Below are 19,138 nucleotides of genomic sequence, written 5' to 3'. Positions count from 1 at the left end.
GGCGACTGGCAGCCTCTTCGAGCATATTAGCTGCATTTTTGCAGTTATTTCGGCGACTGGCTGCCTCTTCGGGCACATTAGCTGCATTATTGCAGTTATTTCGGCGTCTGGTAGCCTCTTCGAGCATATTAGCTGCATTTTTGCAGTTATTTCGGCGCCTGGCTGCCTCTTCGGGCACATTAACTAAAATAACGCCTGAGTCTATCTCCTTCACAGACCCAAGCGTTATGCTCTTGTTATTACAGTTGAATTAAACCTGAATCGCGGCACCGCCCTGACGCTTATGATCCAGACCGCGAATCATTTGCTTCTCGACACGATCGATCTTATAGAACATGAACAGAATAATTGAAATCACGAAACAGATACGCGGCAGCCACACAAAGTTGAATTGAATGGATGCGAGCACCGAGCTGGATTGATCTTGGTTCGGCACATAATGGCCAATATTCAGAATCCGTGCTGCAAGCGCACCACCGATGCCAATACCGAACTTCACCCCGAACGCACTTGCTGCGGTTAACAACCCTTGCGCACGTACACCAGATTTCCACTCCTCATAATCTACGGTGTCCGCCAGCATCGCGAATAGGATCCCCGCTGCAAATCCTTGACCTACATTACCGATCATAATAGCAGCAACAATCAATGGGATGGAGCTCATGCCTGCAACCAATACGATAAACAGTCCCACCGTACCGATACCAAAACCGAGCACAGCTGTCTTCGTCTTCCCTAAATTTGTGAGAAACCATGTCAATTTTCTGCTTATCTGGAGCCATGTGGAACCGCTTTCAAAAAACGACAAAAAGACACCTTCGAAACCCATCGAAAATGTCTTTCCTTTTGCATTGAGAAAACCTTTATCGAGACCTTTCAAAAATGTCGCAACGGCCTCAGTTCATAGAATCGAACCTCATGTGGACTCAGTGTATACTTGAATGTCGCGATGGTACCGTCTAGTTCAATGATCTTATATTCTTGCAAAGGCACTGCCTTCTGGTTCAAATAATCGACCATACCCCGCGACAGTTCCGCTGGTGCCCCCATGGCAAGCCACGTGTCATAAGCGCTTCCATGTTCACGATTGACATGTATGCTGCGAAGTTCATAGGTCCCCGCTGGGATCCCTTCACAAGTGAAGCTCATCTCCAGGTCGTTCATATCTTGGAAGACATGATACCGGTTCAGTGATTCGATCCCAAGCGAATCCTGCATCTCATAGAGCTTGTCGTAATGGCAGTAATGATACATTAACAATTGGTAGCAATCCCCCCGTTGGGTCAGGCAGTAACCTTTGCCTCGGTCCCGCAGCTGATCGCCGAGTTGGCTAAGCATCTGATAGACATAATACCCCGGCTTCTTGATCCCGTTATTCGTGATTAGCCCAAGTCCCCCATGGAAGGTCTCACGAGGTGGCACCAGCTCTTCCAGATGATCGGTAATCGTCCAATAAGCAAGTCCCGTAATGTCTTCCATATTCTCGACAATATTCTTCGCAATATAAGCCGCCTTGAAGACGGTATCGTTCGTCAGATCCCGATGATCCCCTGTTGCATTCCATTCGGTAATATAGATCTCAGGCATCTTGATCTTCTCTTGTCGAAGCTTCTTCTTCAAGACAGCCAGCGTCTCAGCCAGATAGTCATTCGCCCTGCTGGCTTGGAACCACTTGATTTCCCCACTCTCACCTTGAACACCTGTCGGATAACTATGGAAGGAAAAAAAGTCCGGCATGCAATCATAACTCCGACAGAACGCCCAATACGATGTTAGCCAATCCTCTTGATAGATCGTATCCGAGATGATCTCAGGACCCCCGAACTTCAAATCCGGGCAGATCGACTTAACCGTACGGTAGGTCGCTTCATACATCGCATAATAATCTTCCACCGTGTCCGTCCAGAACAGGTAGAGATCCGGCTCGTTCCAGCATGTATATTTCCATGTGCGAAGCGTCTCAAGTCCGTACCGATGCTCACAATGCATCATAAATTGCCTGATAAGCTCTGACCATTTGTCCAAATCCTTCGGTTTGCTCACGTTACTCTTCTTATAGAAGATGCTCTGATCGCCGCTCGCCAGATCCGCTGGCATAAATCCGAACTCGATATAAGGCTTGAGCCCAAGGCCCTGGAGGAAATCGAATAATTGATCCACATAGAAAAAATTATACAACGGATTCCCATCCTGATCTTCACGGTATACCATCATCTCATCATCGAAGATGCCATGGAATCGAATATATTCGAACTTCATCATCGACTGAATCGACTGTAGATGCTGCTGCACCTCGTAATAGAGCCCTTCCTTCGCTTTGCCGATCGTGCAGATTTTCTGCCAGTAGGGCTTCATCAGTTTAGGGCTTCCGGTCAGCTGGAGTTGAATTTCCCGTGTAACAACACCCTTGTCCGATGCCCGATCGACCCGATCCCGATTACGATCCGGTAAATATTTGAACAACGCCCCATAAGCATTGTCGCGATCAAACTCCAAATAGGAAGAGATTTTCTGGCCTGTGGTCACTTTCCGTTCCATATGATGCTCGTCCTGCAACTCTTTCCGATACTGGTTCGGTGTTATATTGTAGACATCCTTGAAGGCTTTGTGGAAAGACTTCAGATTCGGGAACCCATGATCCATCGCAATCTGCGTAATCGAATAATCGGTATAAGCGATATCCTTCACCGCATGGTTGAGACGAACCTGATTCACATATTTCGTGAACGACTGACCCATATGCTTCTGAAAAAAATTCGACAGATAGGGCACAGACAGATATTCGTGCGCAGCGAGCTCGTTCAAATTCAAAGGCTTCATGTAATTTACTTGAATATAATTCGCAATGCGAAGCATTCGTTCCATGTGCTTCGGACTAATCCTCGCGCTGTCTTCACTCTCGCCCTCTTTGAATTTCCATATGAGCAAATAGAGGAGCTGGAATAACAGCGATTTCATCTTAAGCTCGTAACCGTAGCTTTCCTTATTGTAGACCCACATCATTTCGGCGAGCAGCATCCGTACCTCATTGAATCGCTCTTGCTCATCTGGCGCATACATGAACGATTTCAGATGGAACGATAACGATTCCGCCTGTCCGAAATGATCGCTTAAGAAAGAAAGCGGAATCTGCAGCACAAGCAGCAGGTTATCTTCATCGGCAATGATCGAATGAATCTCATTGCTGTTAATGAGGATCATATCTTCTTCATGAAGTGTATATTTCTTGCGCTGAATGTACATATCGACATTACCCTTCAACACGAAGAACAGCTCGAGGCTGTCGTGCCAATGATCATGGACATATTTCGCGCGATGCAGAAAAATATTGATCTTTAATTTCGCATCCAGCGGGATGCTCTCATAAATATAATCCATACGGATCACCTCATAGCTTATCTCGTCATCTACGAATAACTAGTATTCCTAGTATGACTTAGCAAAGAGAACAGGTCAAATGACCTGTTCTCTTCATCCTGCTATTCGTGTCCTAGTGCTTTCTTCCCGTTCTCGACATAACTTTGATCGCCAACTTTGCCTACCTTGAACTCCCCATTCTCATACTCGATAATGGTTACGCTGGAATTCGGCAAAGCCTTCATGCCCCAGGCTTTTGGATCGAGTGCATTGACGAGGCTCACGGTGGACATCCCATGGGATACGACCATAATATTGCCATTCGCATCTTTGTATTTCGCCGCAACACTGCTCAGGAAATCCTTGAACCGATCCACAACCTCTTGCGTGCTCTCACCTCCCGCTTTCTTGTAGATATTCGGATTCGTGAGCATATCCAGGTTGGCCTTGAAGATGTCCTCCCCCTTCATGCCTTCCCATTCGCCATAATTAAATTCTTTGAGGCGTTTATCGAGCTGCAGCGGAAGATCCCGTCCGCCAAGGGCCAACATGCCTGTATCGACGGCGCGTTCGCTCGTACTGCTATAAGCGGCTAAGAACGGAACGTTCTCCAGACCTTTGCCCAAATATTTCGCAACTTCAATGCCTTCCTTCGTAAGCGGAGAATCGGACCACCCTTGCATCAAGCCTTGCACATTAAAGAGGGTCTCACCATGTCGTACGAAATAGAACCGAAGCTTCTTCTCGCCCTTCTCGGCATAGCTCATGTCGCCAACTTTCAGCACGTTGAATTTGCCGTCTTTCCATTGAATCGTCGTTACACTGGAATTCGGCAGCGGCTTCATGCCCCATGCATTCTCATCTAACGCGAGAAGGAGATTAACCGTCGCCATGCCATGCGCTACGACCATCACGTTGCCGCCTGTCGACTTATGCTTCTCCGCAATGTCTGTGAGCGCTGCCGTCATCCGATCAATCACTTCCTGCGTGCTCTCACCGCCCGCTTGCTTGAATACATTCGGGTTCGTATACATATCCGGATGCTTCTTCAGGATGTCTTCACCCTTCGCGCCTTCCCACTCGCCGTAGTTAAACTCCTTCAAACGCTTATCCGTCGTGAGCGGAATACCTCTACCCTTCAGCGCAATGTTCGCCGTATCCATCGCGCGTTCGCTTGTGCTGCTGTAGGCTGCCACGAACGGAATATCCTTCAAACCTCTGCTTAAGTTCTCTGCGACATGGATCCCTTCCTCGGTTAATGGCGAATCCGACCATCCTTGCATCTTGCCTTGGACATTGAACAGCGTCTCCCCGTGACGTACGAGGTAGAAGGTCACTCCCTCATTCTTCTGTTCCGCTGGCTTAGTCGCCGCTGCTGTCGCTGCCGATCCCGCTGTAAATGTCGTGAATAGAAATGCCGCCATCATGATAGACAACAATCGCATCATGTTCTTCTTCATTGTTGATCCCCTCTCAACAGATATTTAGAAAGCGTTTACAATTGCTATTATAGAAAAGAACCTTCTACACACAATATCCATATCTTACGGTGTATTAGGGCGATTTTTATCTATTTCTCTATCCGATCTGAAGGGGACATTAAAGAGGATAAATAACGACTGCGCGGGCTGATGACGATGATGCGGAATGCATCTTAGTGAATCTTAACGTCCGAACTGGGGCTACCGAACCGTACAAGTCTTATTAGGTATAAATCGTGTAATCTGTCATTCTAACGAATCTCAGAAGCGTTATTCCTTGCAAAAAGGGATCATTTCGCCCTAGGAAGACTTTTAGCATTTATTGAGTTCGTTAGATTTGATTTGGCTTCATTTTCACTGATATAAGAACATTATGGTTCGTTAGAAAGCTCCACATGAGGAGTAACAAGGATCACGCTGCGTTACCCCTTCATCCCGCTCCCATTCGAGGATCTCAATGGATGCATCGATGCCATAAAAAAAAGCCTGCTGGGATTCCCCTTGGAAGGAATCAGCAAGCTTTAGCATAAAGAAGTGCAAGAGATGATTAACCGCGTAAGAAACGAATAATTTTGCCGAAATGATCGCCGCTCGTATGATGACCGTTAAATGGATAGACATGCATTTCCTTCGGCGATGTTATTCGGTTATAGACCGCGAAGACGGTCTCGGGCTGGCAGATCGGGTCTTTCAACCCAGCCGACATGAAGATCGGCTTCGTGAGACGATCCGTCAGATTGAGAATGTCGAAATAACTGAGCGTCCGCATGACTTCCTGCAAATGTTCAGGGTACGTCATGACAAAGGATGCCGCCTCTGACAGCGAACCGACAGAATTGAAAATGCCAAAATCCATATGGCACATGTTCGGAATATCTGCGATGACTTTGCATGGGATATCACTTAGTGCCGACGTGATCAGCGCGAGTCCTCCGCCCTGACTTGCCCCCGCGACAACAATGCGTGAAACATCAACTTCTGGCTGCTGCTTGACCCATGTGAGCGCCTGAAGCGCATCGACGGTAATCGCTTGGTAATAGCTCTGTTCGGGATCGAGAAGTCCCTGCGTAATCCATCCTTTGGTCATGCCATACGACTGCGGCAGCAGGTTCCCTGTCTCGCCGCCCTGCCCACGCACATCCATCGCAAAGACGGCAAAGCCCATCATCAGCCAGTTCGCATAGTTCTCGGGTACGGATTTACTTCCATGATAACCATGATAATGTACGACACAAGGAAGGTTCCGTGTCTCTACGCCAACGAAGTTCGGCAGGATGTACCACCCATGAATCGGTGTCTGATCATAGCCTTCGTAAGTGACCTTGTACGTTGTCATATAAGGGGAGAGGCAAGTTACCTGCTCCCGGCGATCATTCAGCGGCTTCTGTGAGGCGAAGTGTAAAGTACGTTCCCAGAATGAATCCAGATCCTCTGGCGCCGTCAGATCCGGCATGTATTGATGCAATTCAGCAAGCTTTTTCTCGATAAAATTCATCGTGACCATGACCTCCAATCGTTACTCTAGTAACGGAATCTCCTTCTTCTTACTCGAATAATTCACACAATAAATGCTGATGACAATCAAGACCAATCCAAGCAGTAAGGAATAGGTAAATGGTTCATCCAAGAACACCGTTCCCGTAAGGACCGCAATGAGTGGAACCAGGAACGTAAAAGATGCGACCTTGCTCGCCTCTCCCGTGTTCATCAGATGAAAATAGATTACAAAAGCGATCGGAATCCCAAGGGTCGCGCCGAACCCCAATCCTATGAGATAGGTTCCGTTCCATGTGATACTAGACCAGCTTTCAACCCCCGTACCGAGCGCCGTTAATAGGCCCCCACCGATCATAAATTGAGAAGCGACCATCCACATGGAATCGACCTTCCCGCTCTCCTTCTTGACGTAGATCACGCCGAGCGCCCAACTGATTGCAGCTAATAAGGCCAAGGCTACGCCCACGAAGGAGACTTGTCCTGTGAAGCTGCCTGAGCTCACGGCCAAGATCCCGATAAATCCGATCAGAAGCCCTGCGACTTTGACGAATGTCATCCGCTCACCCAGCCACATCCATGCGAAGAGACCTATCAATACCGGCTGGAAATAGACGAGCACGGAAAATAAACCACCCGGCAAGTAGATGAGCCCCACCGTCTGCAGCCCGTAGAAAAATGCAGCATTTAGTAGACCTGAAATGACGTACCGGAACCAGTTCTCACGCCACTTCAATTTTTTCCACGTAGGCAGTAAGAATAGAGTCAGTAACAATCCCCCTAGGAATGAACGCATCCCTGCGAATAAAATCGGCGGCGTATAGTGCAGCGTTACTTTATAGATGGACCACGATAACCCCCAGATCAAGACTAGAAATGCAATCGATAGAATTGTTTTTGTTGATGCTTTCGTGTGAGCCACGTGATGCGCCTTCTTTCTCTCTGTTGTACCTCCATAACTATACTCCTTTTTTTAAATTTTTCTAGCGTCTGGCAGGATGGATTGACTATAATTTTCCAATGAGATATTATTGAACTGACTAGTCAGTTCAACTAAATCAAGACACGTAGAGAGGCCACCAACCCATGAGTAGAATCAAAATTATTCAAGCAGCAGAAGCTGTATTCTCTGAACACGGGTTCCACCGCGCAAGTATGGATGAAATCGCGCTACGGGCGAATGTCGCGAAGGGAACCCTGTACTATCATTTCAAGAGTAAATCCGAATTGTTCAAGACGATCATCGCCGATGGATTGACGGAACTAATGGATCGTGTCCATGCGGATCTCTATGCAGACCTCCCCCTCGAGGAACAAATCATGCGGATCATTAAGCATAATCTCGATATCTTCTTAGAATCGAGCGGCTTCGCCCACATCGTATTCAACGAATTATCCAATGGGCTCGATTCGGAGGTGCTGGAGGAAGTGCGGAAGATGCGGCTGGATTACATTTATTTCGTCGCCGATAGCCTGGAACAATCTCAACGCTCCGGTGTCATGCGTGATGGGAACTGCAGGCTCGCTGCAACCGCGCTGATTGGCATGATCGACAGCGGATGCAGGTATTACATGAATCATCAGGATGAATTAACCCGGGAACAGCTGGAGCAGTTTATGTACACGACGATGACGACAGGCTTATTCCTGACCACAACGTAAACCCCTATTCTGATCAGAAGGCGCTGGTGAATACTATGGAATGGTTAAAGGCAAACAAAGAATTAATCCCGTTATCTTGGTTCGAGCAAATGCGGTCGAATACGCCCGTATCCTTCAACGAGGAGTACAATAACTGGGATGCATTTCGGTATGAGGATATCAAAGCCATGTTCACGAATCATGAAGTCTTCTCCTCTCAGTTGAACGACACCGTAAGAGAGCCGATCGATGCTAGCATTCTCTTCCTTGATCCACCGAAGCATAGGCAGCTTCGCATGCTCGTCTCACGGGCTTTTACCCCGCAGGTCATCGAAGCTCTAGGTCCTAAAATCACTGCCATCTCCCATGAGTTATGCGATCAGATCGAGCAGCGCGGCAGCATGGATGTCGTCCATGACTTCGCAAGTCCACTGCCGATGATTGTTATCGCCGAAATGCTCGGGATACCCGCTGCGGATCGGTTACAGTTCAGGGAATGGTCCATCGCACTTGTCGGAAACGACTACGAGGCCTTCGTAGCATGCCAACAAGAGATGAGTGAATATTTCACCGCTATTGCCAATGATCGGCGTACAGCACCACAGCAAGACCTCATTAGCAGCCTCGTTCATACCCATGTCGATGGCGAACAGCTGACTGACCTTGAGATCATTGGCTTCTGCGTGCTGCTGCTCGTGGCAGGAAATGAGACAACGACCAACTTGATCTCTTCGTCGATGCTCTGCTTCGATAGTGAACGAGACTCGCGGGATCAGCTGATGGCGGACCCTTCCCTCTTCCCGCAAGCGATCGAAGAGGTGCTCCGCTACTGCTCACCGGTTCAGGTCACGAGCCGTAAAGTGAAGCAAGCAACAGAGCTGCGCGGGCATTCACTGCTCCCGGGTCAACAGATCAACATCTGGATCGGATCGGCGAACCATGATCCAGACATCTTCGAATCACCGAATACATTTAACATTCATCGTAGCCCTAATCCACACTTGGCCTTCGGGCACGGCATCCACTTCTGCCTAGGTGCGCAGCTAGCCAGACTGGAAGCTCGAATCGCGCTGCGAATCCTCTTCGAACGCTTCCCGATTTTCCGACGTGATCAGCGTATGACGTTAGAACGAGCGGATAGCTCGATGATCTTCGGGCTAAAATCTTTGCCATTCTTCATCGCATAAATCAAAAAGGGAGACCGCTCCGCATTCGGAGGGTCTCCCTATTGTCATGATGAGCAAGGATCATAGCCTCACCTGACCTCAACCATACTTCTAATGAAATACTGTTCCATTTCCTCAACTGACAAAGGCTTGCTGAATAGGTACCCTTGGACTTCATCACAAATTTCATCGCGCAAGAAATGCAACTGCTCCTCCGTCTCAACACCTTCCGCAATGACCTGTAAATTCAAATGGCGAGCCATCGAAATAATCGTCGAGACGATCGCTTTATTATTCAGGTTCGTCGGCATATCGCGAATAAAGGACTGATCAATTTTCAGCTTATCCAATGGGAAATTCGTCAAATAAGATAATGAACTATACCCGGTTCCAAAATCATCAATGGCGATATGGACGCCCAGTTTCTTGAGCTTCTCCAGCGCATCGGTTGAACGCTGAACATCCAGCATCGTACCTTCCGTGATCTCAAGCTCCAAATAATCCGGCGCAAGTCCGGTCTCTTCAAGAACATTCTCCACGAATTGCACCAGGTTCTTCTTCAAGAACTGACGGGCGGATAGATTCACAGCGACGCGCATCGGCGGGAACCCTTGATCCTGCCATTCTTTATTCTGTCTGCAAGCGGTCCGCAGCACCCATTCCCCAATAGGAACGATTAACCCCGTCTCTTCGGCATGTGCAATAAATTGATCCGGCGGGATGATACCTTTCGTCGGATGATTCCAACGGATGAGCGCCTCCATTCCTGCAATCGTGCCGTCCTTCATACAAATCTGCGGTTGATAGTAGAGGATTAGCTCCTTATTCTCTAACGCACGATTCAATTCGTTCTGAAGGAATATTTTCTGATCGGTCACCAGCTGCATCGCCGGCGCATAGATCCGATAATTGTTCTTTCCTTGCTCTTTGGCCGAATACATCGCCGTGTCTGCACGTTTCATGAGTGTTCGCGAATCGGCTCCGTCATCGGGATAACGCGAGATTCCTATACTCGTCGTGACATAGAGCTCATGACCGTCGATAAGAATCGGCATTTCGATCAAATGAATGATCTGATCAGCGATGTGAAGGGCTTCCTGCTCTGTAATATCTTCAAGTATAATTGTAAACTCATCGCCCCCAAGCCTGGATACGATGCCATTCCCTTCCACACACTGAAGGATTCGGCCCGCGACCTCCTTCAGCAGCAGATCGCCGAAGTCATGTCCGAGCGAATCATTGACCAGCTTAAACCCGTCTAAATCGAGGAACATCACGTAAGCTTCACGCTTCTCTTCCATTGCCGTAGCAACCGCCTTCTGCAGCTTCTCTTCGAAATATCTACGATTCGGCAATCCTGTCAGTGAATCGTGGTAGACCATATGGTTGATTTTCTGTTCCGCTAATTTACGCTCTGTAATGTCTCGGATAATGTTCGTAAAGAATATTTGATCCCCCGTCTTCCACGAGGCAAGGGAGAGCTCGAGCGGGAACTCCATACCATCCTTCCGTATTCCAACTAATTCAACCGTTGCTCCAGTGACCTTTGGAATCTCCGTATGGACGAATCGTTCGATACCACTCTCATGCGCGGAGCCGAATCGCTCTGGAATGACTGTGGATAGCGACTTACCTAACACTTCATGCTCCTGATACCCGAACATGGTCTCTGCGCCTTTATTCCACGAGATGATCATGGAGCGATCATCAGATATGATAATGGCATCTGTGGCCGATTGAATGACGGAGCGTAACTTCTCTTCCGATTCCTGCAGCTCGCGTTCGGTCTGCTTCCGCTTCGTGATGTCCCGAACGATCATGAACACGCCTGCAATCTCTTCATTGAGAAATACAGGAACGAGCGTTATGCTCAGGTCTAACGTGTCCCCTTGGCGATTCGTCATCACCGCTTGACACTTCTGTGCTTCACCTTGAAGGGTCCGCTCATAACAACGATTCAAACCCGCTATATCTTCTGGGCGGCACATCGATAAGAACGCAGCGAACGAGATCTTCTGCTCACTGGTTATGACATTGGCCCTTGGATTCATATTCACGAACCCACCATCCTTCGTAAAGGACATGACTCCGTCTAAATTATGTTCAAATAAAGAACGATACCGCTCATCGCTCTCCATCACTTTTCTCGTCTTCGCCGTCAATACTTGATCGAGGTACGCCGTAACTAACGTCGCACTCAGAATGATTAACGTCACAATACCGATCACGTAGCCCATGAGCGTAAAATTCATCGACATGGATGAATGATTAATATGGTCATGATGCGAGACAAAGGTCGTCGCGTACATGCCTGTATAGTGCATACCTGCAACGGCCGCCCCCATGACACATCCGCTTAGCAGCTTAATGAGCGTGCCTATGAGATTACTGCGTGCTGTGCGCAGCTTGAATGTAATTAACAAGGCTACAGTCGATACCAGAATCGCCATAAGGATCGAGACAACGAACCAGAACTTGTTATAGTGTATCGTGGCAGGCATGTCCATCGCGGCCATTCCCGTATAATGCATCGACGCAATCCCTGCCCCCATGAACAAGGAACCTATCGTCAGACGGCCTATCGTAAGCCGCTTACCTGTCACGACATATAAGGCAATACCGGAAGCAACGATCGCATATATAATCGAGATGAAGACTTTCATCACGTCATAATGAACCTCGATTGGCAGATGCATCGCCAGCATAGCAATGAAATGCATTGCCCAGATGCCGAGCCCCATGGAGCAAGCACCGCCGATCAACCAGAACAAGCGGCTTTTCCCGCGCGCATCATTCACATGCCGCCCTAAATCGAGTGCCGTGTAAGATGCTATGACCGCAATCAAATAAGATACAATAACAAGCGCCACACTATATGTCTGCGTTAATTTCTCCATAAGATTTCCCCTATTGAACGATTGGTGATTTCGGCAAAACCCGACATCAACCCACTGACCTTACCACAATTCCCCTGGCAAACCAATCCCTTTTTTGCCCGAATATTTGCACAATCCGTATACCTAAAAATCCTGAAAAAATCAACAATGTTGACCCTTCAGGATTCCTATTCGAACTTCTATTTCAGATCAACATCGAACAAGATCAAGACGATCTTTCGCTTATTCATTATCTTCTTTGCGCTTATTGAGCATCATGTCAAGTATGAGTTCATCCATCTTCAAGGAGCCTTCATTCCCAAGTCGACAGAAGTTATCGATACTCTCGTCCAACCCCTCACCAATGATCCCGTTCGTTCCTGGAACCCTCATGCCAGACGTCGCGAGCAATGCGGATTGTACCGCTGCTCCCGTACAAGTCGATACCTTCATGGCACAACCTGCCTTCGCGCCATCACACAGCATCCCGGTAACATTGCCAATTGCGTTCTGCATCGCAAATGACATTTGATTCACATCACCGCCCAGCAAATACGTTATGGCTGCCGCCGCACTCGCTCCTGCCACCGTCACACCGCACAGTGCAGATAGACGTCCAAATTTGGATTTGATCCAGATCGCGAGCAGGTGGCTGAAAGCTACCGCGCGAATCATTTTTTCTTCACTGGCTTTTATTTTCTCAGCGACAGCGACGACTGGCATCGTGACGGCAATCCCTTGATTCCCGCTCCCCGAGTTGGACATCACCGGCATCATGACGCCAGCCATTCGTGCATCCGATCCTGCTGAGGTGAGCGCCATCGCATGCGTAATCACATCATCCGATAGCAGCCCTTTGGTTACGTTCTCTTTGAGAATCTTCCCCACTTGGAGACCGTAGCTCTCCTTCAGCCCCTCCATGCAAATCGCTCGGTTTAACGTAATACTTTCTTTTACCAGCTCCAGATCGTCAAGAGATATGTCCTGAATATATTGATAAATCCGCTCAAGGCTCAACTGGCTGTATAGATCGGATTCTTGATCTTCTTGTTCATGATAATATTCACACGCTTTAGCGAAAATCAAATCATCCCCGACTTCTATACGCGTAATATTCGTATGCACATCTTCGATGATGACTTTGGCTTGTTCAGTCTCACTATGCACGCATAGCTCGATATACAATTTTTTCGGCGAATCCGTTAGCTTTATTTGTACTTTATTAGCTGCGATAAAGGCTTTAGCCTTACCCTCTGCCTCAGCAGAAACACCCGTCAGCACTTCTAGCTTGCGATTCGGATCCCCTGCGATGGCTCCCAACGCCGCGACGAAATCAATTCCCGTCTGCTTCATACCAGGAATCCCAACGGCCATCGCATTCTTCATCACATTCGAGCTGATCGTCACATCCATATGCGTCATTTCACCGTGCACATGACTTCTCGCGACGGACGCCGCCCAAGCAATCGCAACCGGCTCGGTACATCCTAGCGCAATGACAAGCTCTTGCTGCAGCAGCTGCGTAATTTGCTCATTCAGATTCGTCATGGTACCCACCCTGTTCTTAAATTTTCTGCCCTCTATATGGATCATAAATTATTATTCATCGCTAATCGACAACTTTTTTCTAAAATAACGAAAAACCCTGATGGTTCAGAGCATCGAATCCATCAGGGCGTATCTGAAATTGTGTTATCATCCGGGCTTTCTAGTTCTGTACTTGGACCAGTCTGATCATCGTACTATCATAGTCTCCTGTTAAGCTTAGAAGAATACCTCGCGACATCCAGCCTTGCCCGCTTCGGACTTCGCCCGTTTCTTCATTTCGATACGGTATGAACGGCTCAAGTCCGCGGAGTCTCACGGGAAGAGCGGGATGTCCGAATTGCTGTGCATGCCGGAACACGAACACGACCGCTTCCTGCGCATCCCTCCCTACGTACTGCACCGAAGTAAGATCCGACTGCTCTGGCGGGGAAAGCCGATAGCAGAGCCCTTCCTGAACGATGGGCCGTATTGCTTTATACTGCGCGATATAACCTGCGGCCTCTTCCATGTCCTGTTCGGTCAAATGGTTCAAGTTCATGCCGATGCCCAGTGTTCCCATCATGGCACAATGAAAACGGAACTTAAGAGGAATTCGGCGTCCATTCATGTAGTTCACCGGTTCGGTCACCCAGCATACCATCGACTTCGCCGTATACGCATGCGAGTATCCCCATTGAATCCGCAGCCGATCGAGCGCATCGGTATTGTCGCTGGTCCAGAACTGATCCGCGAACCGCATAATCCCCATGTCTACGCGTCCGCCGCCTCCTGCGCATGACTCAAACTGCACATGAGGGTGCTTTTCCTGTAGCCGCCGCCAAATATCATAAAGCGCGTTCACATGCCGCACCCAGATCTCACGATCGCGGCCATCTGGCGCGCCCGGCCAACCCGGCTCGCTAAAGTAGCGATTCATGTCCCATTTGATGAACGAAATGGCATGTGTAGACAGCAATTCATCGACCGCGTTATAGACAAATGCCTGAACATCTTCGCGGGCCAAATTGAGTACAAGCTGATTTCTTCCCTCCGTACGTGGACGATCCGTGAAATGATAGACCCAATCCGGATGCTGTCTGTACAGGTCACTGTCCGGATTCACCATTTCAGGCTCGACCCAGATGCCGAAGTCCATGCCAAGCGACGTGACATCGTCAATCAGTGGCTGCAACCCATTCGGAAACTTGGTCTTGTTCACATACCAGTCCCCTAAACCAGCCTTATCATCATTGCGTTTACCGAACCAGCCATCATCGACAACGAAGCGTTCAACGCCAAGTCGTGCAGCCTTTTCCGCAAGCTGCTTCTGGTTCTCTTCGTTCACATCAAAACTAGTCGCTTCCCAGGAGTTATATAGAACTTTGCGAAGCTGCCCGCTGTTGCGTAGAACGTGCTTTTGCTGATAGCCATGCAGCTTGCGGCTCGCATCTCCAAACCCTTTGGCGGTGAACCCGCCCACGCTCACGGGTGATACGAAGGTTTCGCCCGCTTCCAGCAGCCAGCGAAAATCAAAGTCATGAATACCCGCCGCGATCTGCAGCGTTTGATACGGTGTTCGCTCAGCGACAATCTTCCAATGACCGCTAAAGCCAAGCCCTCCAAAATACACAAGACCGTATTCTTCCGACGTGTCGCCAAAATCAACGGCAAAAAACGGATTATTGTTATGTCCCGTAATGCCTCTGCGGGCTTCAATTACTTTTTTCCCCTCTTGAAGCATTTCTCGGCGAAGCTGCGTCTCCGCCCCCCAATGACCTGTCAGATACGTTAGCCTATAGGATGGATACACAGGAAGATGCCAAATCGCGCTCATCACCTGCTCGATATTCACCGGAACCTCGCCGATATTCGTCACTTCCACCGACCGCTCAATCACATCAAACTCGTCATAGATGCGGTAACTGACCGTGACTTGCAATGACTTTAGAACATCTTTCAAAACAATTCGCAGTGTATCCCCTTCAATGCCGGCCCCGTCAAACGTGAGGACGAGATCCCGCGTTCGATCTGCAAATTCAACCTTTAAGCCTGGTTCTGCAAAGCTTCGTCTGCCCCACGGCATACATTCTTCCCTGCTGTTGCCTTCCTCCGGCTCCCAGATCCAGGCATGCTGGCCAGCTGTGCTCGGATACTCGTCCAGTAAGTTCAAAGGCTCGCCCCAATACAGGTGCTGAAGTGACCCGCTTTCGTCGACACCGATTGCGTAATCAGCATTGTTTGTCCGTAAGACCCAAGCATTCCGCTCAGGCATGGTAATTATCGACATCCTTTGTTCCCCCATTCCAATCCATTAGCCTTTAACGGCTCCCGCTGTCATTCCGGAAATGATATACTTCTGACCTAGCACATAAACCGTCAGAATTGGAACCAAGTTGATCAGCATCGCTGCGGATACTAGATTCCACGAACTAATATATTGACTGAAGTAATTATACATGGTCATGATCATTCCCCATTTGCTTGAAGAATTCAAAAAATAAAGGGGAAGCACAAAGTCATTCCAGCAGTTCAAAAAGTTAATAATCAGCGCTGTCACCGACACAGGCTTCATCAGCGGGAAGATGACCCGGAAAAACAGACCGCTCCCTCCACAGCCGTCAATCACCGCCGATTCATCGAGTTCTTTCGGGATTCCGCCGACAAAGCCGTAAAACAGGAATACGGTAAAGGGAATGAACGTCGCCGAATACAGCAGGATGATGCCTGTAAACGTATTAATCATATGAAGCATCTGCAGTACTTTCATAGTGGTAATATAGTTCATCGGGACAATTAAGCCTACGAGAAAAAGGATATATACATATCGATACAGTCTCGTTCGATTTCTGGTCATGACGAAGGCTGCCATCGAAGAAGTAATGATCGTAATCACCGATGTAACAGAAGAAATCAGCAAGCTGTTACCGAATGAACTGAATATTTTCCCATCCTTGAACACAGTTATAAAGTTATCAAAATGAAATGAGGTAGGCAGCTTTAAGCTCATCGCAGCTGATTCCGTCACATTTTTTACGGAGTTCAAAAGTAGCATAGCGACAGGAACAAGGATCACTAGACTTAAAATCCACATGCTAATCTCTTTCAAGCCGTTGATCGCCGCAGTTCTTCTCGTCATCTCTCGCTCACCTCAGGTCGTGTAAATATTTTTACCAGGCCAATAGAAATGACCGCCAAGAACAAAAATAAAATGACGCCCAGCGCAGTACCATATCCGTAGGTTCCTAACCCAAATTGGTTGAATATCGTTAAGTTAATGACCTCAGAAGCCCTTCCCGGACCGCCATTGGTTAAAGCGAAAATAACATCGAACACCTTTAAACCCGAGATCACATTCAGCATCATATTGATGGTGATGGAGGGGATTAAGAAAGGTATAGTGACTTTAATCAATTTATTCCAATAATTAGCGCCATCCATATCAGCTGCTTCGTACATATCTTTAGGCACCATCTGTAAACCTGCCAGAAAAATGACCATATTAAAGCCAGATGCTTTCCAGATCTCAACGCCCATACTGGACCAGATCGCAAGCTTGGGATCGCCGATCCAGGACTGACTGAACGCGCCAAGGCCAATCGCTTCTAGAAATCCATTTAGAATGCCGGTGTCGGGGTTATAGATTTGTTGAAAAATAAGTCCCACAATTAAATTAGAAATCACGACGGGCATGAAGAAAATCGTTCTTAAATAATTTTTGGATTTCACGCCTTCATTCAGCATCAATGCAAGTCCTAATCCGATAACCGCTTTTAAAATCGATGTGACAATAGCAAACATAAGCGTGTTATAAATGAACCTAAAGTTCGACTTATCCGTGAAAACCTCTATGAAATTGTCCAGACCTATAAATTTCACTTGATCGCTCATGGCATTCCAGTTCGTCAGCGAATAATAGAATCCCATGAGATTGGGAACTAGAAATAATACAAAAAATAATAAAAATGCAGGAACGATAAATTTCCACGAATACAGTTTTGATGCATACATATGGGTTCCCCTCTCCGAAACTTATACCCACCATCCAAGCATAAACCCTACGGCGTCCTTTCAAGGACACAAAGCGTTTAAGCGAGAAATATAAGAGTAAATAAGTCATTAACAAAACTTATAATTCTTATATTCTGTACAAGCGAAGGATGCCCAGTTTCATAAGCCGGACATCTTCGCCTTTATCTATTTCATTACTTGGCTGTCGCACTAAACAATTTTGCTCGGTCTTTATCAATAGATTCCAACACTTGCTTAGGCGTTAATCCTCCCAGCATCATATCCTGAATGTATTTGCCGACTGTCGTATTGTCCCAATACAGCACGCCGTATTCCATATCCATTCCATCCCCGCCAGGTGCATTTTCAAGGAGCGATTTTCCGCTCGCTGTCGGCTTGGCCGGCACATCCGTGAAAGAAGGCGCAGGCTGAATATCAGGGCGAGCTTCGTAATACTTCTTCAAATTATCAGGTCTAGCCAAGAAATCAAAAAATGCTTTTACACTATCCAGGTTCTTCGAATCTTTGTACGCTACACGCATGTTACCGCCGGCAGAATGTGAGAACACGTTATTTCCCGCCATAGGGATCGGGAACATTTTCCAATCATTTGCGCCCGAGTCTGCAAATTTACCAGCTACCTCATTCTGATAAGAAGTATAGCCCAGGAATGAAGCCGCCTGCTCTTTACCCATCGCTTCATAGCCGGAATCCCACGTGTTCGATATCGGATTCTTACCAAAATAACCTTTGTCATACATCTCTTTAAATTGCGTCAGGAAAGTTTCAAATTCCTTAACATCTGCATACTTGATCTGATTCGAATTTAATTTCTCATACAGACCAGGATTGTTTTTCTCGGCAATCGGTCCCATTTGCGATAACCAAATGCCCCAATGCCAAGCTTCTTTACCTACTTCATAGACAGGCGTAATGTTATTTGCCTTCAATGTATCCAACGTTTTCGTAAATTCATCAAATGTTTTAGGCACTGTCAAATTATTTTTTTCAAATATTTTCGTGTTGTAGAGCATTCCCCATCCGTCTACGGACCAGGTCATGAAGCCCATGACCTTGCCGTCGATGGTGCTGCCCGCTTTGGCATATGGCACATAGCGAGATACCCACTTCTCATTCGACAAATCCGCGAAATATTTTTCCGGAAGGAACTTTTGGGCACCAACCCCAGCACTAACCATGAAAATATCCGGTGCTTCACCCGATGCAAGCTTCGTTTTGAGAACATTCGCATACTGATCATCTGGAATGACTTGCATGTCCACTTTAATTCCCGTTTCCTGTGTAAATGCTTCATTAAGTTCTGAATCGATTTTGGAGCCCTTGTTCAACCAGTTTTGTGAACCTACGAACGTAATCGTAATATCTTTCTTAGGAGCATCTTGAGTAGTCTGTTCTTTCTTGTCTTCCCCGGTTGGCTGATCCTTTTGCGCGGAACACCCTATTAATCCGGAAATACTGAGGAGTGCCACGAGGGTTACAGTGAATAATTTAAGCGGTTTCAAACGGTGCATTTACAAACCTCCCTTTATTTATTATTGTGTTGTTGTACGGTACATTCTTATTATTA

The 19,138-nt window shown here is 47.5% G+C and carries 14 protein-coding genes; 3 read left to right on the top strand and 11 right to left on the bottom strand.

Annotated elements, in window-relative coordinates; all coding sequences use genetic code 11:
* A partial coding sequence (locus AC3WU2_RS08120; RefSeq protein ID WP_492452999.1) for a hypothetical protein occupies positions 1 to 254 on the top strand: 254 nt, incomplete at its 5' end.
* On the opposite strand, the gene AC3WU2_RS08115 is transcribed toward AC3WU2_RS08120, so the two are convergent.
* The 5 genes from AC3WU2_RS08115 to AC3WU2_RS08095 form a co-directional block, all read right to left on the bottom strand.
* Positions 251 to 808, bottom strand: a complete 558-nt coding sequence (locus AC3WU2_RS08115; RefSeq protein ID WP_492452997.1) for an MFS transporter — start codon at positions 806 to 808, stop codon at positions 251 to 253. The genes AC3WU2_RS08120 and AC3WU2_RS08115 overlap by 4 nt on opposite strands.
* A 68-nt stretch (positions 809 to 876) precedes the next feature.
* Positions 877 to 3,378, bottom strand: coding sequence for a GH39 family glycosyl hydrolase (locus AC3WU2_RS08110; protein ID WP_492452995.1), 2,502 nt, complete (start codon positions 3,376 to 3,378; stop codon positions 877 to 879).
* 101 nt (positions 3,379 to 3,479) lie between these two features.
* Positions 3,480 to 4,817: a histidine phosphatase family protein gene (locus AC3WU2_RS08105; protein ID WP_492452993.1), complete on the bottom strand. Its 1,338-nt coding sequence runs from the start codon at positions 4,815 to 4,817 to the stop codon at positions 3,480 to 3,482.
* 568 nt (positions 4,818 to 5,385) lie between these two features.
* A complete protein-coding gene (locus AC3WU2_RS08100; RefSeq protein WP_492452991.1) occupies positions 5,386 to 6,333 on the bottom strand; it encodes an acetylxylan esterase in 948 nt (315 codons plus the stop codon).
* A 21-nt stretch (positions 6,334 to 6,354) separates the two neighbouring features.
* On the bottom strand, positions 6,355 to 7,254 hold the full coding sequence (locus tag AC3WU2_RS08095; protein WP_492452989.1) for a DMT family transporter: 900 nt from the start codon (positions 7,252 to 7,254) through the stop codon (positions 6,355 to 6,357).
* Positions 7,255 to 7,418: 164 nt separating this feature from the next.
* Between AC3WU2_RS08095 and AC3WU2_RS08090 the strand changes: the two genes are divergently transcribed.
* Positions 7,419 to 7,994: a TetR/AcrR family transcriptional regulator gene (locus AC3WU2_RS08090; RefSeq protein ID WP_492452987.1), complete on the top strand. Its 576-nt coding sequence runs from the start codon at positions 7,419 to 7,421 to the stop codon at positions 7,992 to 7,994.
* Between the two features lie 35 nt (positions 7,995 to 8,029).
* Positions 8,030 to 9,160 (top strand): cytochrome P450, encoded by a 1,131-nt coding sequence (locus AC3WU2_RS08085; RefSeq protein ID WP_492453211.1) that lies wholly within the window; start codon positions 8,030 to 8,032, stop codon positions 9,158 to 9,160.
* Between the two features lie 68 nt (positions 9,161 to 9,228).
* On the opposite strand, the gene AC3WU2_RS08080 is transcribed toward AC3WU2_RS08085, so the two are convergent.
* The 6 genes from AC3WU2_RS08080 to AC3WU2_RS08055 form a co-directional block, all read right to left on the bottom strand.
* Positions 9,229 to 12,036: a bifunctional diguanylate cyclase/phosphodiesterase gene (locus AC3WU2_RS08080; protein ID WP_492452985.1), complete on the bottom strand. Its 2,808-nt coding sequence runs from the start codon at positions 12,034 to 12,036 to the stop codon at positions 9,229 to 9,231.
* A gap of 222 nt (positions 12,037 to 12,258) precedes the next feature.
* Positions 12,259 to 13,563: an L-cysteine desulfidase family protein gene (locus tag AC3WU2_RS08075; RefSeq protein ID WP_492452983.1), complete on the bottom strand. Its 1,305-nt coding sequence runs from the start codon at positions 13,561 to 13,563 to the stop codon at positions 12,259 to 12,261.
* Positions 13,564 to 13,723: 160 nt separating this feature from the next.
* A complete protein-coding gene (locus tag AC3WU2_RS08070; RefSeq protein WP_492452981.1) occupies positions 13,724 to 15,829 on the bottom strand; it encodes an alpha-galactosidase in 2,106 nt (701 codons plus the stop codon).
* 24 nt (positions 15,830 to 15,853) lie between these two features.
* Positions 15,854 to 16,678, bottom strand: coding sequence for a carbohydrate ABC transporter permease (locus tag AC3WU2_RS08065; RefSeq protein ID WP_492452979.1), 825 nt, complete (start codon positions 16,676 to 16,678; stop codon positions 15,854 to 15,856).
* Positions 16,675 to 17,550, bottom strand: a complete 876-nt coding sequence (locus AC3WU2_RS08060) for a carbohydrate ABC transporter permease (protein ID WP_492452977.1) — start codon at positions 17,548 to 17,550, stop codon at positions 16,675 to 16,677. The genes AC3WU2_RS08065 and AC3WU2_RS08060 overlap by 4 nt, the downstream gene beginning before the upstream one ends.
* Before the next feature lie 194 nt (positions 17,551 to 17,744).
* Positions 17,745 to 19,082 (bottom strand): ABC transporter substrate-binding protein, encoded by a 1,338-nt coding sequence (locus tag AC3WU2_RS08055; protein WP_492452975.1) that lies wholly within the window; start codon positions 19,080 to 19,082, stop codon positions 17,745 to 17,747.
* Positions 19,083 to 19,138: the final 56 nt, after the last annotated feature.

It is taken from the genome of Paenibacillus sp. EB106-05-06-XG162, from assembly GCF_058791655.1.
This window is presented reverse-complemented; position numbering and strand designations above follow the sequence as displayed.